Source organism: Schaedlerella arabinosiphila, from assembly GCF_003885045.1.
Taxonomy (GTDB): Bacteria; Bacillota; Clostridia; order Lachnospirales; family Lachnospiraceae; genus Schaedlerella; species Schaedlerella arabinosiphila.
Genome location: NZ_RHJS01000002.1, coordinates 1,818,075 through 1,839,750 on the forward strand (window position 1 = coordinate 1,818,075; position 21,676 = coordinate 1,839,750).

General features: G+C 50.7%; 26 protein-coding genes and 1 pseudogene. 13 read left to right on the forward strand and 14 right to left on the reverse strand.

The genetic code is table 11. From position 1 onward, the window contains the following. Positions 1–202 precede the first annotated feature (202 nt). The 10 genes and pseudogenes from EBB54_RS08975 (at position 203) to rsfS (ending at position 6,849) form a co-directional block, all read left to right on the forward strand. Positions 203–1,522 carry an aspartate kinase gene (locus tag EBB54_RS08975; RefSeq protein ID WP_125127170.1) on the forward strand — a complete coding sequence of 440 codons (1,320 nt, stop codon included), beginning with the start codon at positions 203–205 and terminating at the stop codon, positions 1,520–1,522. A 28-nt stretch (positions 1,523–1,550) separates the two neighbouring features. Beyond that, complete coding sequence (locus EBB54_RS08980) at positions 1,551–2,336, forward strand: amidohydrolase family protein (protein ID WP_125127171.1); 786 nt, start codon at positions 1,551–1,553, stop codon at positions 2,334–2,336. A 159-nt stretch (positions 2,337–2,495) separates the two neighbouring features. Then, a complete protein-coding gene (gene rplU, locus EBB54_RS08985; RefSeq protein WP_016294032.1) occupies positions 2,496–2,804 on the forward strand; it encodes a 50S ribosomal protein L21 in 309 nt (102 codons plus the stop codon). 5 nt (positions 2,805–2,809) lie between these two features. Next, positions 2,810–3,142, forward strand: coding sequence for a ribosomal-processing cysteine protease Prp (locus tag EBB54_RS08990; protein WP_004079079.1), 333 nt, complete (start codon positions 2,810–2,812; stop codon positions 3,140–3,142). 5 nt (positions 3,143–3,147) lie between these two features. Next, the gene (rpmA, locus tag EBB54_RS08995) at positions 3,148–3,432 is read left to right on the forward strand and encodes a 50S ribosomal protein L27 (RefSeq protein WP_004079078.1); all 285 of its coding nucleotides are present in this window, start codon (positions 3,148–3,150) and stop codon (positions 3,430–3,432) included. A 177-nt stretch (positions 3,433–3,609) separates the two neighbouring features. After that, a complete protein-coding gene (obgE, locus tag EBB54_RS09000) occupies positions 3,610–4,902 on the forward strand; it encodes a GTPase ObgE (RefSeq protein WP_004079076.1) in 1,293 nt (430 codons plus the stop codon). A 17-nt stretch (positions 4,903–4,919) separates the two neighbouring features. Then, positions 4,920–5,207: pseudogene (gene yhbY, locus EBB54_RS09005) on the forward strand (ribosome assembly RNA-binding protein YhbY); the annotation flags it as partial. An 80-nt stretch (positions 5,208–5,287) separates the two neighbouring features. Beyond that, a complete protein-coding gene (gene nadD, locus EBB54_RS09010; protein ID WP_125127173.1) occupies positions 5,288–5,941 on the forward strand; it encodes a nicotinate-nucleotide adenylyltransferase in 654 nt (217 codons plus the stop codon). Then, complete coding sequence (yqeK, locus tag EBB54_RS09015; RefSeq protein WP_125127174.1) at positions 5,901–6,473, forward strand: bis(5'-nucleosyl)-tetraphosphatase (symmetrical) YqeK; 573 nt, start codon at positions 5,901–5,903, stop codon at positions 6,471–6,473. Before nadD ends, yqeK begins: the two co-directional genes overlap by 41 nt. Before the next feature lie 22 nt (positions 6,474–6,495). Further along, a complete protein-coding gene (gene rsfS / locus EBB54_RS09020) occupies positions 6,496–6,849 on the forward strand; it encodes a ribosome silencing factor (protein ID WP_125127175.1) in 354 nt (117 codons plus the stop codon). Positions 6,850–6,945: 96 nt separating this feature from the next. On the opposite strand, the gene lexA is transcribed toward rsfS, so the two are convergent. After that, positions 6,946–7,563, reverse strand: a complete 618-nt coding sequence (gene lexA, locus EBB54_RS09025; protein ID WP_004079066.1) for a transcriptional repressor LexA — start codon at positions 7,561–7,563, stop codon at positions 6,946–6,948. Between the two features lie 1,082 nt (positions 7,564–8,645). Between lexA and EBB54_RS09030 the strand changes: the two genes are divergently transcribed. Both EBB54_RS09030 and EBB54_RS09035 read left to right on the forward strand, forming a co-directional pair. After that, positions 8,646–9,713 carry a tyrosine-type recombinase/integrase gene (locus tag EBB54_RS09030; RefSeq protein WP_004079064.1) on the forward strand — a complete coding sequence of 356 codons (1,068 nt, stop codon included), beginning with the start codon at positions 8,646–8,648 and terminating at the stop codon, positions 9,711–9,713. A 138-nt stretch (positions 9,714–9,851) separates the two neighbouring features. Next, entirely contained in the window at positions 9,852–10,604 is a 753-nt protein-coding gene (locus EBB54_RS09035) for a tRNA lysidine(34) synthetase (RefSeq protein ID WP_125127176.1), read from the forward strand. Between the two features lie 137 nt (positions 10,605–10,741). Here EBB54_RS09035 and EBB54_RS09040 read toward each other — a convergent pair whose 3' ends face one another. The 7 genes from EBB54_RS09040 to EBB54_RS09070 all read right to left on the reverse strand — a co-directional run bounded on the left by EBB54_RS09040 (position 10,742) and on the right by EBB54_RS09070 (position 16,651). Beyond that, positions 10,742–11,389, reverse strand: a complete 648-nt coding sequence (locus tag EBB54_RS09040; RefSeq protein ID WP_125127177.1) for a cytidylate kinase-like family protein — start codon at positions 11,387–11,389, stop codon at positions 10,742–10,744. A 110-nt stretch (positions 11,390–11,499) separates the two neighbouring features. Beyond that, on the reverse strand, positions 11,500–12,489 hold the full coding sequence (locus EBB54_RS09045) for an RluA family pseudouridine synthase (protein WP_193554343.1): 990 nt from the start codon (positions 12,487–12,489) through the stop codon (positions 11,500–11,502). Positions 12,490–12,529: 40 nt separating this feature from the next. Next, entirely contained in the window at positions 12,530–13,048 is a 519-nt protein-coding gene (lspA, locus tag EBB54_RS09050) for a signal peptidase II (protein ID WP_193554344.1), read from the reverse strand. 48 nt (positions 13,049–13,096) lie between these two features. Further along, positions 13,097–13,912 carry a YlmH family RNA-binding protein gene (locus tag EBB54_RS09055; protein ID WP_004079053.1) on the reverse strand — a complete coding sequence of 272 codons (816 nt, stop codon included), beginning with the start codon at positions 13,910–13,912 and terminating at the stop codon, positions 13,097–13,099. Beyond that, positions 13,912–14,466, reverse strand: coding sequence for a cell division protein SepF (locus EBB54_RS09060; RefSeq protein WP_004079051.1), 555 nt, complete (start codon positions 14,464–14,466; stop codon positions 13,912–13,914). Before EBB54_RS09060 ends, EBB54_RS09055 begins: the two co-directional genes overlap by 1 nt. A gap of 39 nt (positions 14,467–14,505) precedes the next feature. Beyond that, complete coding sequence (locus tag EBB54_RS09065; RefSeq protein ID WP_125127178.1) at positions 14,506–15,204, reverse strand: YggS family pyridoxal phosphate-dependent enzyme; 699 nt, start codon at positions 15,202–15,204, stop codon at positions 14,506–14,508. Between the two features lie 49 nt (positions 15,205–15,253). Then, positions 15,254–16,651: an HlyD family efflux transporter periplasmic adaptor subunit gene (locus EBB54_RS09070; RefSeq protein WP_125127179.1), complete on the reverse strand. Its 1,398-nt coding sequence runs from the start codon at positions 16,649–16,651 to the stop codon at positions 15,254–15,256. A 203-nt stretch (positions 16,652–16,854) separates the two neighbouring features. On the opposite strand from EBB54_RS09070, the gene EBB54_RS09075 reads away from it, so the two are divergent. Further along, a complete protein-coding gene (locus EBB54_RS09075; RefSeq protein WP_004079045.1) occupies positions 16,855–17,070 on the forward strand; it encodes a DUF378 domain-containing protein in 216 nt (71 codons plus the stop codon). Between the two features lie 80 nt (positions 17,071–17,150). Here EBB54_RS09075 and EBB54_RS09080 read toward each other — a convergent pair whose 3' ends face one another. From EBB54_RS09080 to EBB54_RS09105, 6 genes are all read right to left on the reverse strand, one after another. Continuing rightward, on the reverse strand, positions 17,151–18,362 hold the full coding sequence (locus EBB54_RS09080; protein WP_125127180.1) for a D-alanyl-D-alanine carboxypeptidase family protein: 1,212 nt from the start codon (positions 18,360–18,362) through the stop codon (positions 17,151–17,153). Positions 18,363–18,375: 13 nt separating this feature from the next. Continuing rightward, entirely contained in the window at positions 18,376–18,771 is a 396-nt protein-coding gene (locus EBB54_RS09085) for a methylglyoxal synthase (RefSeq protein ID WP_004079042.1), read from the reverse strand. Positions 18,772–18,786: 15 nt separating this feature from the next. Further along, entirely contained in the window at positions 18,787–19,920 is a 1,134-nt protein-coding gene (locus tag EBB54_RS09090; RefSeq protein ID WP_125127181.1) for an FtsW/RodA/SpoVE family cell cycle protein, read from the reverse strand. Further along, the gene (locus EBB54_RS09095) at positions 19,917–20,126 is read right to left on the reverse strand and encodes a cell division topological specificity factor MinE (RefSeq protein WP_044990677.1); all 210 of its coding nucleotides are present in this window, start codon (positions 20,124–20,126) and stop codon (positions 19,917–19,919) included. Before EBB54_RS09095 ends, EBB54_RS09090 begins: the two co-directional genes overlap by 4 nt. A 15-nt stretch (positions 20,127–20,141) precedes the next feature. Beyond that, positions 20,142–20,933, reverse strand: coding sequence for a septum site-determining protein MinD (gene minD / locus EBB54_RS09100; protein WP_004079029.1), 792 nt, complete (start codon positions 20,931–20,933; stop codon positions 20,142–20,144). 78 nt (positions 20,934–21,011) lie between these two features. After that, the gene (locus tag EBB54_RS09105) at positions 21,012–21,659 is read right to left on the reverse strand and encodes a septum site-determining protein MinC (protein WP_125127182.1); all 648 of its coding nucleotides are present in this window, start codon (positions 21,657–21,659) and stop codon (positions 21,012–21,014) included. Positions 21,660–21,676 lie beyond the last annotated feature (17 nt).

Consider the following 21,676-nt stretch of genomic DNA (forward strand, 5'->3'; position numbering starts at 1 on the left):
TGACTGGAGGAGGGCGGTTCTTTACATCGATGAATCAAAATATACAAAGCGTGCCGGCGACAGCGAATGCTGCTATGGATCATTCCTGAAATAATTGCAGCCGATGGAATCTGCGGCAGTATGGAACAGATTCAAATTCAGTTATTTTAGGAATGCTTCTTAGGAAACATCTGGCAACAGGTACATGGAGGAAACCGGAATTATGAAAAAAGTAGTGAAATTTGGAGGAAGCTCCCTGGCAAGCGCAGGGCAGTTTAAGAAGGCCGCAAGGATCATCCGGGCAGACAAGACCAGGATCTACGTGGTGCCTTCCGCACCGGGAAAGCGTTATGCAGAGGATACCAAGGTAACGGATATGCTCTATAGCTGCTACGGCGCAGCCATCCGGGAAAAGGATTTTACAGAGCAGATGGAGGCCATCAAGGCCCGCTATCAGGAGATCATCGACGGCCTGAAGCTTTCCATTTCTCTGGAAGAGGAATTTAAAACAATCCGGGAAAATTTCGGAAAAAAGATCGGGCGGGATTATGCCGCGTCCAGAGGCGAATACCTCAACGGCAAGATCATGGCCGCTTATCTTGGATTCGAGTTTATCGACGCCGCGGAGGTGGTTCGTTTCGACATGGACCGGTTGTTCGACGAGGAGACCACCAACACCCTTCTGGCCGAAAGGCTTCTCAATTCCTCCGGGGCGGTGATACCCGGATTTTACGGGGCCATGGAGGACGGTACCATTGTGACCTTTTCCAGAGGCGGCTCCGATATCACCGGTTCCCTGGTTGCCCTGGCCGTGCAGGCGGACCTGTACGAGAACTGGACCGATGTATCCGGGTTCCTCATTGCGGACCCCAGGATCGTCCAGAACCCAAAGGCCATTGAGACCATTACTTATAAGGAGTTGCGGGAATTGTCCTACATGGGGGCAAGCGTGCTCCATGAGGATGCCATCTTTCCGGTGAGAAAGGCAGGTATCCCCATCAATATCCGCAATACGAACCAGCCCGAGGACAAAGGCACCCTCATCGTGGAGGGCACCTGCCGGCAGCCCAGATACACCATCACCGGGATCGCGGGCACAGACAGCTTTGTGTCCATCACCATCGAAAAAGCGATGATGAATTCTGAGGTAGGCTTCTGCCGCAAGGTGCTGCAGGTCTTTGAAGAAAATGAGATCTCCATCGAGCACATGCCCTCCGGGATTGATACCATGACCATCTTTGTCCACAAGGATATCTTTGAGGAGAAGGAGCAGCAGGTCATTGCCGGGATTCACAAGGCCGTCCATCCGGACCATATCGAACTGGAGTCGGATCTGGCCCTGATCGCCGTGGTAGGCCGGGGTATGAAGGCCACCCGCGGGACAGCCGGAAGGATTTTCTCCTCCCTGGCACATGCCCATATCAACGTGAAGATGATCGACCAGGGCTCCAGTGAGCTGAACATCATCGTAGGCGTCCGCCACGATGACTTCAAAAACGCGATCCGCGCCCTGTATGAGATCTTTGTAGAGACACGGATCTGATTGTTTCCGGTATAATTAGGAGGCAGAAATGATCGATTTTCATACACATATGTTTCCGGAAAAGATTGCCGGAAAGACCCTCCGGTTTCTAAGCGAGAGATGCAAAACCGCTCCCTTTACAGAGGGCACGCCCCAGGGACTTCTGTCTTCTGCGAAGGACGCGGGGATTGCGTGTTGCGTAGCCCTTCCGGTGGTCACGAATCCGGAGCAGTTTGAGAGCGTCAACCGTTTCGCGGAGCAGTACCGCGAGGGGCCCATCCTGTCTTTCGGCGGAATCCACCCGGAAAACGAAGATTATAAGGGGAAGTTGCGGTATCTGAGAGACCATGGATTTATCGGGATCAAGCTCCATCCGGATTACCAGGGGACCTTTTTCAATGACATCCGGTATAAGCGCATCATTTCCTATGCAAGCGAGCTGGAAATGATCGTCTCCGTACATGCCGGCTTTGATCCCGGATATCCGGACTGCGTACACTGCACCCCGGCCATGGCAAGAGAGGTCATAGACGAGGTGGCACCTGACAGGCTGGTGCTTGCGCATCTGGGCGGCTTCCTGCATTGGGACGAGGTGGAGCAGGAGCTTGTGGGACGGGATGTCTGGTTTGACACGGCCGTAGTATTCGGCCGGATTCCGGATGAGCAGTTGATCCGCATCTGCAGAAACCATGGAACAAAGCGGATCTTATTTGCCACCGATTCCCCCTGGTCCGGTCAGAAGGAGTCCCTGGAGTATTTCCAAAAGCTGGATCTGGCCGATGCAGAAAAAGCGCAGATTCTTTCGGAAAATGCAAAGAAACTCTTGACTTTGTAAAGTCTGCATGGTATATTTTATGAGTATGCCGCACAGCGGGGTTTTTGAAGTTCTGCGTTTCCGAACCGGCTGCAGTCCCGTTTTTTCGGGAAGCTGTATGAGCCGGGATCAGATCTGCAGACACCGAAGCTGGCGAGTAATGATAATAGGAGGTGCCATATGTACGCGATCATAGCAACAGGTGGTAAACAGTACAAAGTATCCGAAGGCGATATCATTAAAGTAGAAAAGCTTGGTGTGGAAGCTGGGGAGACTTATACATTTGACCAGGTTCTTGCGGTGAATAATGAGAGTCTTGTTGTTGGGAATCCTGTGGTAGACGGCGCGACCGTAACCGCTTCCGTTTTAGGCGACGGAAAGGGCAAAAAGGTCATTGTCTACAAGTACAAGAGGAAGACAGGATACCACAAAAAGAACGGCCACAGACAGCAGTACACAGCAGTAAAGATTGAAAAGATCAACGCATAATCCAGATGATCCGGATAACCATTTATGTAAATGAACATCATGTATATACAGGCTTTGACGTGAAGGGCCACGCCGAATTTTCGGATCCCGGAAAGGATGTCGTGTGCGCGGCGGTTTCCATGCTTGTCATCAATACGATGAATGCCATGGAAGCCTTTACCGAGGATGAGACAAGCCACGTCAGCGATGAGGAGGAGGGAACCATTGAGTTCCGCTTCCGCAGACGGCCTTCGCATGATGCGGATCTGCTGATCAATACCATGATTCTTGGTCTGGAGAGTCTGGAAGAGAACAGCGAATATGAACCATACATTGATATCATTTTCAAGGAGGTGTAATTATCATGATGAATCTGAACCTTCAGTTTTTTGCTCATAAAAAGGGAGTTGGTTCCACAAGGAACGGACGTGACTCCGAGTCAAAAAGATTAGGTGCCAAGAGGGCTGACGGACAGTTTGTCAAGGCTGGCAACATCCTTTACAGACAGCGCGGAACAAAGATCCATCCGGGTATGAACGTAGGTCGCGGCGGCGATGATACATTGTTTGCCCTGGTTGACGGTGTTGTACGTTTTGAGAGAAAAGGAAGAGATCTGAAGCAGGTTTCTATCTATCCGAAGGCAGAATAAGTGAGTCCCTACAAGGCAGGAAGCATTTCCTGCCTTGTTTATCTATGCCATCGTATAAAGAAAGGCTGCCGGTGACAGGTTTTTTGTATGTATCGTATGCAGAAGCTGCCGGCGGCAGGTTTTTCTATTGGCGTACCATTTCAGGATTGTTTGAATTTTGGTGATAGGAGAGTATGTATGTTTGCGGACAGGGCAAAAATATCGATCCGCTCCGGAAAGGGCGGCAACGGACACTGCAGTTTCCGGCGGGAATTGTATGTAGCAAATGGAGGACCGGACGGCGGAGACGGCGGCAAGGGCGGCGATCTGATCTTTGAAGTCGATGAAGGGCTGAATACGCTGGTGGATTACCGGCACAAACGGAAGTATGCGGCAGGAGACGGGGAAGAGGGCGGCAAGCGTCGCTGTCACGGCAAGAACGGCAAAGACCTGGTACTCAAGGTCCCGGAGGGAACTGTGGTGAAGGAAGCAAAGACGCAGAAGGTCATTGCGGACATGTCCGGAGACAACCGGCGGCAGATCGTGCTCAAAGGTGGCAAGGGCGGACTGGGAAACCAGCATTTTGCCACAGCCACCATGCAGGTACCCAAGTACGCACAGCCTGGAAAGCCGGCCATGGAGCTGGAGGTGCTCTTAGAGCTGAAGGTCATTGCGGATGTAGGGCTGATCGGATTTCCAAATGTTGGAAAATCCACGCTTTTGTCCCGGGTGACAAATGCGGATCCCAAGATCGCCAACTATCATTTTACGACGCTGAATCCCAATCTGGGCGTGGTGGATCTGGACAATGGAAAGGGCTTTGTCATGGCCGATATCCCCGGCCTCATCGAGGGAGCATCCGAGGGAGTTGGGCTGGGACATGAATTTCTGCGGCACATTGAGCGGACCAAGCTCATGATCCATGTGGTGGATGCGGCGGGAACCGAAGGCCGTGATCCTGTAGATGATATCCATAAGATCAACCAGGAACTGCGGGCCTACAACCAGGAGCTTGCCGACAGGCCGCAGGTGATCGCAGCCAACAAAACGGATCTGATCTATTCCGGGGATGAGGATCCTGTAAAACGTCTCCGGGCAGAATTTGAGCAGAAGGGGATTCCGGTATTTCCCATTTCCGGTGTTTCCGGCCAGGGGCTTAAGGAACTGCTGTATTATGTCTCGGAGAAGTTGGAGCAGATGGATCACAAGCCGGTCGTATTTGAACAGGAATATTTCCCGGAGGATGAGCTGATCTATGAGGAACTGCCGTACAGCGTGGAATTTGTGGACGGCATGTATGTAGTGGAAGGGCCGAAGATCGAAAAAATGCTCGGATATACCAACCTGGATGCTGAAAAAGGCTTCGTATTTTTCCAGCGTTTCCTGAAAAATACCGGCATCCTGGACGAGCTGGAGGCAGCCGGAATCCAGGACGGGGATACGGTGCGGATGTACGGCCTGCAGTTTGAATACTTAAAGAGTGAATTGTAAAACGGAGAAATATAAATATGACAACAAAGCAGAGAGCCTATTTAAAAAGCCTTGCCATGACCATGGAGCCCATCTTCCAGATCGGAAAATCCAGCATGACGCCGGGGCTCACCGAGGCAATCGCGGAGGCGCTGGAAGCCAGGGAGCTGATCAAGATCAGCGTGCTTCAGAACTGCGCGGACGATCCCAGGGAGCTTGCCGAGCTGGTGGCAGAGCGCACCCGTTCCCAGGTGGTGCAGGTCATCGGGAAGAAGATTGTATTATATAAGGAAGGCAAGGATGACAAAAAGAAAATCCTCTGGCCCTCCGATCCCGGCAGGCGGGAGCCGGAAGCGAAACAGTCCGCCGGCAGAAAACGCGGGTTCAATCAGAAGTAGGTGACAGGATGAAGATCGGTATCATGGGCGGAACATTTGACCCGATCCACATCGGGCACCTGCTGTTGGGACAATTTGCATATGAGGAGTTTGGCCTGGGGGAAATCTGGTTTCTGCCCAACGGCAATCCCCCCCATAAGCGGCGTAAAGACGAGTGCGCCCTGCAGCTGCGGGTGGAGATGATCCGCCGGGCAATCCGGGATGTGCCTTACTTTAAGCTTTGTCTGCATGAAGCAGATGAATCGGTGCATTCCTACACTTATAAAACGATGGGAGAGTTGAATGCGCTCTATCCCGGGAATGATTTTTATTTCATCCTGGGGGCGGATTCTCTGTTTTCCATTGAGACGTGGAAGTGTTTTCGGGAGATTTTTCCCACATGTACCATCCTGGCCGCCATGCGGGATGACAAGGACATAACGGATATGCAGGGACAGATCCAATATCTGGAGCAGGCTTATGGGGCAAGGGTTTGCATCCTTCAGGCGCCGCTTTTGGAGATCTCTTCAACCACCCTTCGCCAGCGGGCTTCTAGGAGGCAGAGCATCCGTTATATGGTGCCGGACGCTGTGGCGGAATATATCAGAAAAAATCACTTGTATCAGAAGAGGGAAGCAGACGATGGCAGATTTGGAGAAGATTCAGAAAAAACTGAAGCATAAACTGAAAAAAGAGCGTTATCAGCATACGTTAGGCGTCATGTATACGGCTGGCTCCCTTGCCATGCGGTATGGGGAAAATCTGGAGGAAGCGCTGAGCGCGGGACTTCTGCATGACTGCGGAAAATATCCCTCCATCGAAAAGCAGCTCCGGCAGTGCCAGAAGTATGAGATCCGGCTGGAGAGGGCAGAAGCAGAAGTGCACGCTCTGATCCATGCCAAACTCGGCGCCTGCCTTGCCGAGAAAAAATACGGGATTGACAATCCCAGAATCCTGGACGCGATCCGATATCACACCACCGGACGGCCTGATATGTCCATGCTGGAAAAGATCATCTACCTGGCCGATTATATTGAGCCGGGGCGGAAGATGATCCCGGGCCTGCCTGAGATCCGGAAGCTGTCTTTTACGGAGATCGACCAGGCGGTCTGCCGGTGTGCCGAAGCAACCTTGCAGTATCTAAAGCATTCGAAGCGTTCCATAGACCCTATGACGCAGAGGACTTACGAGTACTATAAAACAGCGCTGAAATAATGCGGATGGAAGGAGGATTATCGTGGAACAGTCAAAAGAAATGGCCAAAATTGCGTACCGCGCACTGGAGGATAAAAAGGGAGAGGATATTAAGATCATCGATATCGAAGGAATCTCCGTGCTTGCCGATTACTTTCTCATTGCAAGCGGCTCCAATGAAAGCCAGATCCGCGCAATGGTAGACAACGTGGAAGAAGAACTGGAAAAGGCGGGCTATTCTGTAAAGCAGAGAGAAGGATACGGAACGGGCCGATGGATCCTGATGGACTTCGGGGACATCATCGTGCATGTGTTTGACAGGGAAAACCGTCTGTTCTATGATCTGGAACGCATCTGGCGGGACGGAAAGAGTATTGAAATCGAAAATCTGGAATAAGGACGCATCATCGGCCCTCAGCAATTGCAGAAGCGACTGCTGAGGGTTTTTGTTCTATAGAAAATAGTCCCATCTGTGCGGTTGGAAATAGTTTTTCTATTTAAAGAAGCGGAATACGCCGATCACTTTGCCTAAGATAAGCGGATTCTGTACGATGATCGGATCCATATAGTCATTCTCCGGCTGCAGGCGAATGTAGCCGTTCTCCCTGTAAAAGGTCTTGACCGTGGCGCCGTCTTCGATCAGCGCAGCCACCATATCCCCGTCGGAAGCCGTGTTCTGCTCCTGGATCAGGACATAATCGCCGTTTAAAATCCCGGCATTCACCATGCTTTCCCCCTGTACGATGAGGAGATAGGTCTGTTTGTTCGGAAGCATCTCCATAGGAATCGGAAAATAATTCTCAATATTCTCCTGGGCCAGAAGCGGCTCACCTGCCGCAATATGGCCGATCACCGGTACATTCACCACTTCACGCCTGGTCAGGTTGAACGTATCATCCAGTATCTCAATCGCCCGCGGCTTGGTGGGATCCCGATGGATGTAGCCGTTTTTCTCCAGGGTCTCAAGGTGAGAGTGGACAGAAGAGGTGGACTTCAAATGGACGGCTTCACAGATCTCCCGTACCGAAGGCGGAAAACCGCGGCATAAAATCTGGGACTTTATGTATGTTAAAATCTCTTCCTGCTTTTTTGTGATCTTTCCCTGCGACATAAACAGACCTCCTAGTCATATGAATCATTGGATCGACGATTTTTTATCTGTTTTCATGATAGCATAGTCGGCCAAAAAAAGCAAACACTTGTTGCGAAAATATGTTCGTTTTTTCATTTTTTTAAGAATTTTATAAGATTCCTGGTCTTTTTCTAAAATAAATATTGACAAGTAACATCTCCTGATATATACTTGATAATGCAGGTGCGAACATTTGTTTATATACTTTTTTGTTTCCTGCAGGTGAGTTTTCACTTTTTTTATTTTGCTTTCAAAAGAATACATGTATACAATTTGAACAGCCGTTTTTGAGTACAAATTCCAAATTGCAGAAAAGCACTCCAGAATTTGTATACAATAATACATTCCATAGGAATTTACAGTATTTTTGCTTAAAACCCCTTATTTTTTCAGATATCAATAGACGTCCCCACGTTATTTGATATACATCAGTATTCGGGTTACTGTTTACAGCGTCATGCACCTTTTACCAGGTTCGCGCGGCGTCCGACCAGATGAACAATCAGCAGTAGCCCTTCCCGCGAAGCAATGAGCCAGCAGTGCGCATGTCCCCACATGTACACAAGACAATTGCCTTGCGGACCGGAACCAGCCGCTGAGATCCGGCGGCCAGGTTCTTCCAGTATGAAAAGGATTGCGTACATGCCTTTTCATACTCACCTTTGAATATTTGCCACCTGTACGGTTGCAATCCGAAGTCACATTTTTATGCAATTTATTGTAATGAAAGTGCGACTTCGAATTAGCAACCGTACAGGTGGAATATTTGTATAAAGTCGGTATGTCTCCCGGACTCTCAGACCGGAATCGGCATACCGGCTTTTGCTGTCTGCAAATCCCTGTGAGGATCCATCATTTTATAAATCATTTTCCAGCGGACTCTGCGCCGTATCTGTTTGCTTTTTTCGTCCGACTATGCCTATCAGGAAAATAGATGTAAACAGCAATAGTTCTAAAATAGATCTATACGACAAATACCGATTTTTCCAAAAGATGTAGACAAAAAGAGAGATCCATGCTATAATATCGGGAAATCGAGAAAATCCGGGGAGGTTTTTATCATGGCTGATACAAATACAAAAACATATCATGAACAGCTTTATATTGACGATACCTTGCGCTTACGTGAGATTTTAAAGACGCTGCCTCCGTTTGCAAAGGATTATTTCCGGGCTGTGGAACCACAGACATCCACACGGACCCGGATTTCTTATGCTTACGATATCCGGGTGTTTTTCCATTTTCTGATGGAGAATAACCCGGTCTACAGGCAGTATTCCGTGGATCAGTTCACGGTACAGGACTTAGAGCGCATCGAGCCCATTGATATCGAGGAATACCAGGAATATCTGAAGGTTTACAAAAATCCGGAGGAAAAACAGATTACCAATGCCGAAAAGGGATTATCCCGCAAAATGTCCGCGCTGAGGAGCTTTTACGGATATTTTTTCAAGCACCAGGTCATTTCTAAGAATCCGGCCCTCCTTGTGGACATGCCGAAGCTCCATGACAAGGCGATCATCCGCCTGGATACGGACGAGGTGGCCATGCTTTTGGACTATATTGAGCATGGAGGCAGCGAGTTCACCGGACAGAGAAAACGCTACTACGAAAAGACAAAAAACCGGGATTTCGCCATCATTATTTTGCTGCTGGGCACCGGCATCCGTGTCTCGGAATGCGTAGGTCTGGACATCCAGGACGTGGATTTTAAGAATAACGGCATCAAAGTCGTCCGAAAAGGCGGCAATGAGATGGTTGTCTACTTTGGTGAGGAAGTGGAACACGCACTGAAAATGTACCTGTACACAACAAGGAAGGCCATTACTCCCCTGTCCGGCCATGAAAACGCCCTGTTTCTCTCCACCCAGCGCCGCAGAATCGGCGTACAGGCCGTGGAAAACATGGTGAAGAAATATGCCCGGGAGGTCACCCCGAACAAGAAAATTACGCCCCATAAGCTGCGCAGTACCTACGGCACGGCCCTGTACAAGGAAACCGGGGATATCTACCTGGTCGCGGACGTCTTAGGCCACAAGGACGTCAACACCACGAAGAAGCACTATGCGGCCATCGATGAGAACCGCAGACGGCAGGCGGCAGGTGCCGTGAAGCTTCGGGAACCCTGATTGCCGGGCAGTCTCCGGCCACCTTCGGCACTGCGGATATAAAAGCCCATCTATCAGGCCCGCCGAAAACCGCCTGAGGGCGAAATCCTGACGCCGGACACCGCTTTTTACTATCAGATTACGAAAGGATGATAAGGGATGCAATTGCAGCGTTTACTGAGTATTACAAGAAAAGCCGTTGATGAATATCGGATGATCCAGGAGGGGGACCATATTGCGGTCGGGATCTCCGGGGGCAAGGACAGCCTGACCCTGCTCTACGCCCTCCATGGACTCAAAAGATTCTATCCTAAGCATTTTGAGCTGAGCGCCGTTACGGTGGATCTTGGCTTTCCGGATTTTGACCTGGAGCCGGTCCGGGCATTGTGCGCCGACCTGCAGGTTCCCTACCGGATCGTAGATTCGGATATCTACCATATTCTCTTTGACCTGCGCAGAGAGTCCAATCCCTGCTCCCTGTGCGCGAAAATGCGCAAAGGTGCCCTGAACCAGGCTGTAAAGGAAATGGGCTGTAATAAGGTGGCTTACGGCCACCATATGGACGATATCATTGAGACCATGCTGCTCTCCCTGATCTTTGAGGGCCGGTTCCATTCCTTTTCCCCAAAAACCTATCTGGACCGGATGGACCTGACGGTGATACGTCCCCTGATGTTTTTGGGGGAGGCCGATATCGTCGGTTTCCAAAACAAATATCAGCTCCCCGCAGCAGAGAAAAAATGCCCCGTTGACGGATATACCAAACGCCAATATGCAAAAGAACTGGTGCTAACACTCAACCAGGAGCATCCAGGGGCCAGGGAACGGATGTTTCGTGCCGTCTTAAGCGGGAATATACAAGGATGGCCGGAACGTTTCCCAAATACACATCGAAAAAAACAACCTGAATAAAAACCATACTGGATCTGTACCAAAAAGCCGCCCCGCGAGGGGCGCAAAAAAGCCCCGGCCTGACCTTTTTATGCGTCTGCCGGGACTTTATTCATATCTGTTTTGTCATTCTATCAGATTCTATATTAGATTCTATATTAAATTCTCCTCTGCTCGGAAGAGATACTTTCTTTCTTAGCAATATATTCCTCAATAATGTGGGCGGTGCCCTCTATTCCAAGCTGGGAGCTGTTTAAGCACAATTCGTAGCTGACAGCATCCGACCAGCGTTTATTCGTATAATAATTGTAATAGCTTGCGCGCTTCTTGTCTGTTTTGGTGATCTTATCTTTTGCTTTGTTATCCGGCAGATCGTAGATCCGTGCAATCCGGCGTATGCGGGCGTCCATATCCGCATGTATGAAAACACTTACAACATTGTCATAGGATTCCAGTGCATAGTCGGCGCATCTTCCGACGAGAATGCAGGGCCCCTCATCCGCAATCTTCTTAATGGCGTCAAACTGGGCTAAAAATACCTTATGGTTGATCAGCATGTCCGTATACGTGTTCCCCGTATAGCCCATGGAATAGGTATCCATCACAAGGGAATACAAAAAGCTGTTGGTAGGCTTCTCATCGTGGTTTTCAAAGATCTCTTCGCAGATGCCGCTCTCCTTCGCCGCTCTTGCAAGCATCTCTTTATCATAGAGCTTGATCCCAAGGTCATCGGCAATTTTATAGCCTATCTCTCTTCCCGCACTTCCATATTGTCTGCCGATTGTGATAATTGTGTTTGTTTTCATAAGCAACCCACTCTCCTTTACGTCTATAAACTGCCTTTTCTTTCTATTATATCGAATATGAACATATTTTACAAGAATCCTTCGCAATTTTTTGTCTAATTCTTACGAAATCAATTTCGTAGTGTGCAGAGGAGCTCCTCAAAATAATCCGGAAGCGGCGCGTCAAATTCCATATATGCCCCGGTAACCGGATGAAGGAAGCCTAATGTCTTTGCATGCAGCGTCTGCCCTGTAAGGGAAAACGGGCATTTGGCCGGGCCGTATACCTCATCCCCCAGGATGGGATGTCCGATGCTGGACATATGCACCCGGATCTGATGGGTGCGCCCGGTCTCTAACGTGCATTCCACATACGTGTATCCCCTGGTATTTCCCCCCTTAGAGCCCCCAAAGACACAGCGGCGTACTGCGGGCAGGCTGTCGTTGTAAAAGCGCTCCAGCACCGTATAATGGGTCACTGCGTGCTTTTTGCCTCCAAGGGTACTCATCTTTTTCCGATCCGCCGGATGACGTCCGATGGGCGCGCTGATTGTACCGCCCTCCCCTTCTATGACTCCAAGCACGACGGCGCGGTATCTGCGGGTAATGGAATGCTCTTTGAGCTGCTCTGCAAGGGACTGATGGGCCCGGTCGCTTTTGCAGATCACAAGAGAGCCTGTGGTATCCCGGTCGATCCGGTGGACGATTCCCGGCCGGGTCACCCCGTTGATCCCGGACAGCTTCCCCTGGCAGTGATGCATGACGGCGTTGACCAAAGTCCCGCTGTAATGGCCGGGCGCGGGATGTACGACCATCCCCTTGGGCTTATTCACCACCAACACTTCTTCGTCCTCATAGAGGATGTCCAGAGGGATCTTCTCCGGGCAGATATCCGGCTGTTCGGGCTCTGGTACCGTTACCCGCACCCAGTCCCCGGGATTCACCTTGTGATTGGCCTTCACCGTTTTCTGGTTGACCAGGACAGCCCCCTCCCGGATCAGCTTCTGCAGGTAGGATCTGGAAAAATCCGAAAGCCGTAAAGACAGTAATTTGTCAATCCGCTCCGATCCGCCCTCTTCCATTCTAAATTCAAACACGGTTCCCTCGTCATTCCAGGCCATCCATACTCCTTACCGGGCGCAATTTTGCTGCCTCTTACGCTCACTTGCTCTTAAACAATGCAAACCACTCCAGTTCCTCCTCCTTATAGAAGAACAGGATCAAATAACCGAACAAAAAACAGGCAGCCACCGCATAGCAGTCCGCCACATTGAAGATTGGGAAATCAATCAGGCTGAAATAGAAAAAATCCACCACATACTGAAAGCGTATCCTGTCGATCAGATTGCCCACCGCGCCCGCGCAGATCAGAACCGCGCAGATCCGCATAGGAAGAAACCTGCGCCCTCCGGGAATCTTTCCATAGAAAAAGCCGATCAGGACAAAAATAATCACCGCGGCTGCGGCGAAAAACATCTGCCGGTTCTGAAACAGGCCGAATGCCGCTCCCCTGTTCTCCAGATAACGCAGCTCAAATACCCCCGGAATCAGGACGATCTCCTCCTGCAGCTTTAAATGCACCACCGCCAGATGCTTTGTAACCTGATCCAGCAGCACCGCCGCGGCGCAGCAGACGGCGGCCGTCAGATAGTCTCTTACAGTTCCTCTTTGCCCATCCATTTTTCCTTTTTCCTCCTTGGACATGGGGCAGCCAAAAGCCCCACCATGTCAGATATACTTATGGATCAATACACAGATCCGGTTTTTCTTTGTCACAGAAAGCTGCCCTGCGAACCGAAACTTCCCCATCCCCCTGACCGAGATGATATCCTGCTCCCGGATATGACAGCCGTTGGACGTCGTAAGCCTTCCGTTTACAAAGACCTTTCCTGCCCCGATCAATCCGGTGAGACTGCTTCTGGAGGAGGAAAACGCAAGGGCAAGGAGGGCGTCCAGCCTGACGGAAGACACCGTGCCTTTGATCTCCTGCACGTTTGGGGTATAGGAAAAATCCTGAAAGTCCACCTCCGCCGTCTGCACACTGGTACGGCGAATCCGGGTCAGCTCCTCCATGACAAACGCCTTCAGCTTCGCATCTAAAAAGACCAGAGCCTTGGGATCGTCCATCAGGATGTCCCCCATCTTTCCCCGTTCCACCCCCAGGTTCATCAGCGCCCCCAGATAGTCCCGATGGGTCAGCTCGTCCGCGTACTTCGCATGGAGCGGCGAGATCTCAAGCACGGCGATCCGGTCTGAAAACAATTCCCCTTCCGGCGGAATGCCGCCCTCACGTTCCTGTTCTGCACCGTATCTGCAACGCAAAGAAAGAGCATCGTCAGGCAGGAATGCCGCCATCTGACGCTCTGCACCATCATACCCGCCAAAAAGGACATATTCCGTATATAAGGAATTTTTCGGCAGAGCATGCAGAATACTCTGTTCATTCAGATTCAAAAAATCCGTATATGTAATGATTCCCCGATGAAACGCTTGCCGGGACAGTTCCGACAGCCGTTTTGCGAGCAGCTCTTCATCCTTCATCATCAATATCTGCCCCGTACGGTCGGCTGATCCATGGAACTGCTGAGAAGATCCTGCAAATCCCCTGTGATGTCTACGTTTGTCGGAGTCACAAGGAAAATGTAATTCGAGATCTTCTGAAGGTTGCCGCTGATCGCGAATGTAGCCCCGGATATAAAGTCAATGATCCTCTGGGCGATCTCCAGATCCATTCCCTCCAGATTCAGGATCACCGTGCGTCCCGAAAGAAGGGTCTCCGTGATCTCCCGGGAGTCATCCACGGAAATCGGCTTCACCACGCAGACCTCCATCCCGGCGCCCATGCCGCCGCCCCTTCTGGAAGCCGGCTGCCGCATAGGAGTCACATTGCTGGCTGGTGCAGGCACCCTGCTGCTCTCCTGCTGCATATCAAAATCATCATAACTGTCTTTACTGTTCGTCTTTTTATTGAAAAAGGAACGCCTGGGCCTCTCCTCGTATTCATCCTCGTAAAAATCGTCGTCATCATAGAAATCATCATCGTAGTCATCATCATCATTTAATTTCATGATGTCAAGGAATTTATCAAAAATACTCATCTTTACACTCCAATCAATATTATTGCTGCCCTTACTTTCCTAACCAGAGACCGTATAATCCCTGGCACCAAAGATTCCGGTCCCAACCCGAACCATAGTTGCCCCCTCTTCAATCGCAACCTCATAATCATTGGTCATCCCCATTGAAAGTATATTTACGTTAACATTATCAATGTTTTTCCCTGCGATGTCAACAGATAATTTATGTAAATTTTTAAAAATTGGCCTATTTTCTTCGGGATTTTCCACAAAAGGCGCAATTGTCATAAGCCCGCACACCTGTATATGCGGATACCCGGCAATTTTTTCAATAAAGGGGATCGCCTCGTCCATCCGGATGCCGAATTTGCTCTCTTCCTCCGCCACATTGACCTCCGCCAGGATTCTCACGGTGCGTTCCCTCTTGGCCGCCTCCTTCTCTATGGCCTCGGCCAGCCTGATGGAATCCACGGAATGGATCAGCTCCGCCTTGTCGATGATGTATTTCACTTTATTGGTCTGCAGATGCCCGATCATATGCCATCGGATGTCCCCGGGCAGCGCGTCGTACTTCTCCGTCAGCTCCTGAACCTTATTCTCTCCGAACACCCGGATTCCCAGGTCGTAAGCCTCCCGCAGCGCTTCTACGGGCTTCGTCTTGCTGACCGCGATGAGGGTCACATCCTCCCGCTTCCGCCCTGCGCGCGCGCAGGCGGCTTCGATCCGCGCTTCCACTTCCTGCAATTGTTCCCTTATCATATCCAAACTCTCCTTTAATCTCTTTTCACCCATACGCAAAAGCCCGTCCCTACTGGAATACCACCTCGGAAGCCTCCACCATATTGCCGTCTAAGACGATGTGGTCATAATTTGACAGGCTGTAGGAGGTTCCCTCCTCCACGATGTAGTAATCCGCATTCTCGCACAGAATTAGGACGCGCCGGAATACCGAGTATCCCTGGTTGACATTGTACACGCCGGGGAGCTTCTTTTTCTCCCTCAGAAGAAACGTCTCCGACGAACCGGGCTTCAACAGGGACGTATGATGCGGAAAATCATCCGGATTGAGGTAAAAATCCCCGTCCTCCGTCATATAATAAATATCCGCCGCCTGAAAGACGGACTCAACAGTCCCGTCCTCGTCATTTTTTTTCTCAATCATGACTCCCTGGGCCGTGCCGCTTTTGTTGGAAGCCAGATATTCGGCAGGAACCACGTAAAATTCCTTTTCTATGACGGCGCTTTTTGGAATCTTCAATCCACTCTCCTGCTCCAGAATCAGTTCTATATTCAAAAAACGGTCTTCCGCATAGCGGATCATGGAGTTATCAAACACCAGCTTTCCATAGTAGCTGCCGTCGATCTGCAGGATCGAAAAATCCGCCCAGACCGTCTCATTGTCCTTGTCAATCCTTGTCTTGATATACGTGGTATCCGCAAGCTCCTCTGCCGTGCCCTTGTCCAGTTGGATATAGACCGTCCATTCCTCGCCGGTCACAAGCTTGTACACGATCTCCCCTGCCTGCACTTCGGCCTGATCCTCCAGCCGGACGGCCGAGTAGCTGGTCCGGTCAAAATCCTCCGCCTTCAAAGCCCCTTCGGACACATTCTCATATCCGTCGATGGTTCGCACCAGAATGCCGTCTGACGCACTCTGGGAGACATGGATATTGCCGCCGTTCTGCGCGATCAATGTATCAAGCTGCATCATCTTCGACTGATTTGACGCGTCGCTTAGGATCTCCGTCATTTCTTTCTTCAGCGTATAGACTGAAGAAAACTTCTGCGGTGAAAAATTTTCATTAAAATTCTGCGTCTTCAAGGTCAGTTTTTTCTGTACTTCATCCCCGGGAGTAAACGCTTCTGTTTCCGTAGAAACTTCCGTATCCAGCCGCATGGGCGAGATGGCGTAAATATTGCTTCCCTTCTTTACCTTGCTGTTCTCATTGCGGAAAAAACTGATGTATCCTTTCGACTCCGCGGCCGCGGTCACTTCCTGCCTTAGGATCAGCCCGTTGTAGGAATTGTCCCTGACGATGCTTCCCCGGCGGACTTCGTATGTGGAGATCCGTTTCGAAGTCGCGTATGTAAAAATCGTAACGATCAGATAAATCAAAATCAATGTAAAGATCAGTATGCCAATGTTCATCTCCTGCCGGGTCTTATACTGGCTGATCTTAGCAAAATTCTTCCTGCCAAATGCCAATTCATATTCCTCCGGTTTCTGTGCCGCAAAAGATTCCGCGGCTCTTTCCTGTTTGTTTTACTTTGCATCTGATGAAAAAAGCTTCTGTCCCGGGCCTGAAAAAAAGCCGGAAACCGTAACAAAAGTATATCACTTTTATATGTATATTTCCACTTCAAATTGACAATAATGAAAGCATAGCCTAGTGAAAAGGAGGAAATAACATGAAGTGGTTTGACAACACTGCCCTGACTCTTGTAATCATCGGTGCGGCTAACTGGCTCCTGGTCGGAATCTTTCGCTTTGACCTGGTTGCCTTCCTTTTTGGAAATCTAAGCTGGTTTGCCAGAATTATCTATACACTCGTTGGACTGTGCGGACTTTACCTGATCAGCCTTTATGGAAGAATGGACACCATGTCTGACAGTACATCTTCCTGACCCGGTCAGGACACACACAGATCATGCGGACAAAGGCGTACAAAGCACGCCTTTGTCCGCATTACATATCCAAAATACATTTAACTGCCGCTTCCCGCCGTCACAAGCCGGGTCGTATCATTGTACAGCAGTTCCTTGTCACTGGCCCCCATCACCACCGAGATCAGGGGACGTCCCGTGCTGTCCAGATGATACAAGATGACGCAGGATCCCGCCTGATCCGTGGTTCCTGTCTTTCCGCCCAGGACCTGCACCCCGGAAGGCGGCTCGGCCAGTCCGGAGGAATAATAATTGGAAGCATGCCATACCTCGCTGCGGGTACTTCCGTCGATACCCGTCACTGTAGCGTTGTAGGACTTCATGGCAATGATATCAAGAAACCGCTGATCCTGGATGCAGGCATTGAACATCAGATACAGGTCGTAGGCCGTGGTATAGTGCCCGTCCTCATGAAGGCCGTGGGGGTTCAGAAAGTGGGTCTTGCTGGCTCCCATGGAGAGCGCCTCCTGGTTCATCATATCCACAAATCCCTCCTGGCTGCCTCCGATGTACTCCGCGATCACCGCCGCGTTGTCATTACCCGAATGGAGAATCAGGCCGCACAGCAGGTCGTAGAGGGTCAGCTGGTCGCCCACCTGAAGGCCGCACAGCGATGCCTCCGGGTCTACAAAAGACACGGCCGTCTCGCTGACCGTCACCATATCCTCCAGATTGCCGTGCTTTAGCGTCAGGTACGCGGTCATCAGCTTGGTGGTGCTTGCGGGATAGAGTTCATCGAACATCCGGTCCGCATACAGAACCTGCTTCTGGTTCACGTCAAATAAGCCCGCTGCATGAAGCGTCGGGTCTCCCTCAAATCCGTCCAAAGCCACATCTCCTGCCGTCACGCACAGATCCTGCGCGAAAAGCTCTCCCTGAAACTGGCTCTGGTTATAGTGCCTTGTCTCATAGAGGGCCGCATACTGGATCTTCGACTCTCCCTTCTGACGGTAATACAGAAATCCGGCCACGCCCAGAGCGATCAGGACAATCAGGAGGGCGGACGATAACAGCATCCCCTTCACGGCATTGCGCCTGCGCCGCTTCCTTCTCCCGGCAGGTCTCCGCTCCCCGCGGCCCTGCCGCATCCTGTCGGAGGGCTCCTGCCTGGGACTCTTCCTCCGGGGGTCCTGAGGGCCTCTTATGTCCCTGCTCCGGGCTTCACGCGGGTTTCTTATGTCTCTGCTCCCGGGCTCTGTCCCTCTTGTTCTTTGGGCCGGCCTCTGCCGGAAATCCTGCTGCTCTCTGTTCATGCGTATCCGCCTTTCATCTGTACAGTTCCCTCCAGTCCAGATCTCCTCTGTCCAGTGCCATGATCAACGCCTCTGCCGTGGCGATATTTGTGGCGATGGGGATATTATATTCATCACACAGCCGGACGATATCGTTTACATCCGGTTCATGCGATCTGGGACTCAATGGATCGCGGAAAAAAATCATAAGATCCATATCATTCTGTTCAATCTGCGCTCCCAGCATCTGCTTGCCGCCGAGATGTCCCGCCAGATATTTATGGATGTTAAGATTTGTCACACTTTCCACTAGAATCCCCGTTGTCTCAGTCGCATACAGATCGTGTCTGTTCAAGATCCCTCTGTAGGCAATACAAAAATTCTGCATCAATTTTTTCTTCGCGTCATGTGCAACCAGTCCAATATTCATGATATGCCCTCTCCTCTACTGATATTTGTTCGGCTGAAGCCCGACGTTTAGCACAAATCCGATCCCCATATAAAAACATACGACCGAAGTCATGCCATAGCTGATAAACGGCAGGGAAATCCCTGTATTCGGAAACAACATGGTAGCCACGCTGATGTTGATGAAGCTCTGTATGCCGATCAGCGCGGCAACTCCGGCGCAGATAATGCGCCCTGCCGTATCCTTTGCCTTCATTCCAATCAAAATACAATCTATTACTATTAATAATAACAAAATTATCACCGCACAACAACCCACAAATCCCAATTCTTCACCAATAATTGCAAAAATAAAGTCTGTCTGCGGTTCGGAGATAAAATTTCCGTTCTTTACGGAGGTGGTCGCGTCGCTGTTATATCCTTTTCCGGTCAGCTGACCGGAGCCGATGGCCATGATCGAGTTTAACTGCTGGTAGGCTTCCTCGGATTCATATTTTTCCGGTTCCAGCCAGGCCAGGATGCGGTTCTGCTGGTACTGGTGGATCAATGGCTGGTTCGGCTGTATGACGATGATAAAGAGAACCACTGCCAGAGGTACGAATATCACAAGCACCGTCCGGATGAATTTGTAGCTTAACCCGCCCATATACATGAGCACGCAGAACAGCATTGCCAGACAGAGCGTGTTGGACAGGTTCGGCTGTTTGTAAATCAGCGCCAGCGAAGGCAGCATCAGAACCACGGATACAATAATAAAACGCATATGATTGATCGCCTGTTCATACTTTGAGAGTAGCTTTGCGTAGAACAGAATCGTTATAATCTTCGTCAGGTCGGAAGGCTGGAACTGGATGAAGCCAAGATTCAGCCACCGGGTCGCGCCGTTCGTATTGACTCCAAACAACAGAACGGCAACTAAAAATGCGATGTTCACCACATACATGAGCCAGTAAAAATTATTCAGCACCCACTCATAATCAATCAGGGAAATCACGGCCATGGCAATGACGCCTAAGATGACCCCCTGCACCTGCTTTCCCTGCGAGGAAGCCTGCGCACTGCCGACGATAAACACTCCGATTACGGAGATCGTAAGCACCAGTGCGACAAGGCTGAATTTATAATCTTTCAAATGATACCGCTGTCTTATATTTTGGATAAAAGTCTTCAATCATTCTCTCCCGTATATTTGATATGTATATCTGAACGTGTAATCCTGAGATCAAAGTGTTCACGTCTGACCTCGATATATTTGGATATGGTGTAGTATATGTCAGAGGACAACTTTTCAGCCATATCCGGCGTACATTTCAGCCGGTCCGCGTTGAGCAGGTCATGGAGCCGGTTTTTCGCAATCTGAACGGAAGGTACACTCATCATGCCGCGGCCCTCCTACTTTTTACCCAGCATCCTGCGGATACGTGAGAACAGTCCGTCCGGACGGCTGAAATCCGGGATCGGCACCTCTTCGCCCAAAAGCCGCCTGCAGATATGGTCATAAGCATGGCCTGACAGGCTGTCCGTACCAATGATGGGTTCGCCCTGGTTGGTTGCGATGACGATCTGCTCGTCATCGGGGATCACGCCAATCAGGGGAATTGCCAGGATCTCCGTCACATCATCCACGGACATCATGTCCCCTTTCTGCACCATGTCGATCCTGAGCCGGTTGATGATCAAGGCGTTCTTCTTGATCCCCCGGGTCTCCAAAAGGCCGATGATCCGGTCCGCATCCCGGATCGCGGAGACTTCCGGCGTGGTGACGATCACCGCCCGGTCCGCCGCCGCGATGGCGTTCTGGAAGCCCTGCTCGATTCCGGCCGGGCAGTCAAGCAGTATGTAGTCAAAATCCGGCTTTAACTCCGACACCAGTTTTTGCATCTGCTCCGGGGAAACGGAAGATTTGTCCCTTGTCTGGGCCGAGGGAAGCAGATACAGCTCCGGGAAACGCTTGTCCCGGATCAGCGCCTGCTTGACGCGGCAGTTTCCCTCAATGACATCAACCAGATTGTATACGATCTTGTTTTCCAGTCCCATGACCACATCCAGATTCCTGAGTCCCAGATCCGTATCAATGACGATCACCTTTTTGCCCGAACGTGCCAGTCCGACGCCTATATTTGCCGTTGTAGTGGTCTTACCGACCCCGCCTTTTCCTGATGTAATGACAATTACTTCTCCCATTCTTGCTGTCCTCCTGCAATTTCTGATTACGAAGTATCCAGCAAAACGCGCCAGTGACGCGTTTTGTCGGATTCATGCTTACCCTACAAGCGGGTCGAGATAAATGCGGTTCCTGCCGTCCATAGCCGCGATCTTCGGGCCGTGTCCGCAAAAGCCTTCCCGGCAGGCTGCCGGCCCCGGCGTCTCCACGTCCCCGATCCGAAGCGATTTCGGCCGCATGGAAAGAGCCGCGATGCAGGCGTTTGTATCGCCTGCGGCCCCGGCATGGGCGCTTCCGCACAGGGCGCCGATCACGACAATGTTGCCCTTCGCGATGACGGAGGCCCCCGGCTCTACATTTCCCAGTATCACAATGCTGGTATCCGACTCGATCACCTGTCTTTTTCCCAATGTGCCTCGATAAAACTGCCCGTCCTTTACCGGAATATCGGATAATGTCTTTTCTACGATGCGTCTGTATGCCAGTTCGTGGTCCCGATCCTGGTCAATGACACAGACAATATCCATCTTTGCTGTTTCCGAAATCAGACTCAAGACAGCCTGCTCTTCCGTATAGTTCAGCCTGCGCCCCAGAAAGGAGACCGCCACCTGCGCTCCCTCAAAAAATCTGGCAGAACTGCAGAATTTTTCCCGGATGTGTTCCAGGAGGACCTCAAAAGACGCTTCCGGGTCCAGATAGATCTCCACACCGTATCTGCAGCTCTTGATCGTAACAAGCCTGTCCATATTTTTCTCACTTCCTA

Bases quoted from the DNA above. Each gene is read 5' to 3' on its own strand.
- EBB54_RS08975 (WP_125127170.1), top strand. From the start codon at position 203: ATGAAAAAAGTAGTGAAATTTGGAGGAAGCTCCCTGGCAAGCGCAGGG.
- EBB54_RS08980 (WP_125127171.1), top strand. From the start codon at position 1,551: ATGATCGATTTTCATACACATATGTTTCCGGAAAAGATTGCCGGAAAG.
- rplU (WP_016294032.1), top strand. From the start codon at position 2,496: ATGTACGCGATCATAGCAACAGGTGGTAAACAGTACAAAGTATCCGAA.
- EBB54_RS08990 (WP_004079079.1), top strand. From the start codon at position 2,810: ATGATCCGGATAACCATTTATGTAAATGAACATCATGTATATACAGGC.
- rpmA (WP_004079078.1), top strand. From the start codon at position 3,148: ATGATGAATCTGAACCTTCAGTTTTTTGCTCATAAAAAGGGAGTTGGT.
- obgE (WP_004079076.1), top strand. From the start codon at position 3,610: ATGTTTGCGGACAGGGCAAAAATATCGATCCGCTCCGGAAAGGGCGGC.
- nadD (WP_125127173.1), top strand. From the start codon at position 5,288: ATGAAGATCGGTATCATGGGCGGAACATTTGACCCGATCCACATCGGG.
- yqeK (WP_125127174.1), top strand. From the start codon at position 5,901: ATGGCAGATTTGGAGAAGATTCAGAAAAAACTGAAGCATAAACTGAAA.
- lexA (WP_004079066.1), bottom strand. From the start codon at position 7,563: ATGTCGCAGGGAAAGATCACAAAAAAGCAGGAAGAGATTTTAACATAC.
- EBB54_RS09030 (WP_004079064.1), top strand. From the start codon at position 8,646: ATGGCTGATACAAATACAAAAACATATCATGAACAGCTTTATATTGAC.
- EBB54_RS09035 (WP_125127176.1), top strand. From the start codon at position 9,852: ATGCAATTGCAGCGTTTACTGAGTATTACAAGAAAAGCCGTTGATGAA.
- EBB54_RS09040 (WP_125127177.1), bottom strand. From the start codon at position 11,389: ATGAAAACAAACACAATTATCACAATCGGCAGACAATATGGAAGTGCG.
- EBB54_RS09045 (WP_193554343.1), bottom strand. From the start codon at position 12,489: ATGGCCTGGAATGACGAGGGAACCGTGTTTGAATTTAGAATGGAAGAG.
- lspA (WP_193554344.1), bottom strand. From the start codon at position 13,048: ATGGATGGGCAAAGAGGAACTGTAAGAGACTATCTGACGGCCGCCGTC.
- EBB54_RS09055 (WP_004079053.1), bottom strand. From the start codon at position 13,912: ATGATGAAGGATGAAGAGCTGCTCGCAAAACGGCTGTCGGAACTGTCC.
- EBB54_RS09060 (WP_004079051.1), bottom strand. From the start codon at position 14,466: ATGAGTATTTTTGATAAATTCCTTGACATCATGAAATTAAATGATGAT.
- EBB54_RS09065 (WP_125127178.1), bottom strand. From the start codon at position 15,204: ATGATAAGGGAACAATTGCAGGAAGTGGAAGCGCGGATCGAAGCCGCC.
- EBB54_RS09075 (WP_004079045.1), top strand. From the start codon at position 16,855: ATGAAGTGGTTTGACAACACTGCCCTGACTCTTGTAATCATCGGTGCG.
- EBB54_RS09080 (WP_125127180.1), bottom strand. From the start codon at position 18,362: ATGAACAGAGAGCAGCAGGATTTCCGGCAGAGGCCGGCCCAAAGAACA.
- EBB54_RS09085 (WP_004079042.1), bottom strand. From the start codon at position 18,771: ATGAATATTGGACTGGTTGCACATGACGCGAAGAAAAAATTGATGCAG.
- EBB54_RS09095 (WP_044990677.1), bottom strand. From the start codon at position 20,126: ATGAGTGTACCTTCCGTTCAGATTGCGAAAAACCGGCTCCATGACCTG.
- minD (WP_004079029.1), bottom strand. From the start codon at position 20,933: ATGGGAGAAGTAATTGTCATTACATCAGGAAAAGGCGGGGTCGGTAAG.
- EBB54_RS09105 (WP_125127182.1), bottom strand. From the start codon at position 21,659: ATGGACAGGCTTGTTACGATCAAGAGCTGCAGATACGGTGTGGAGATC.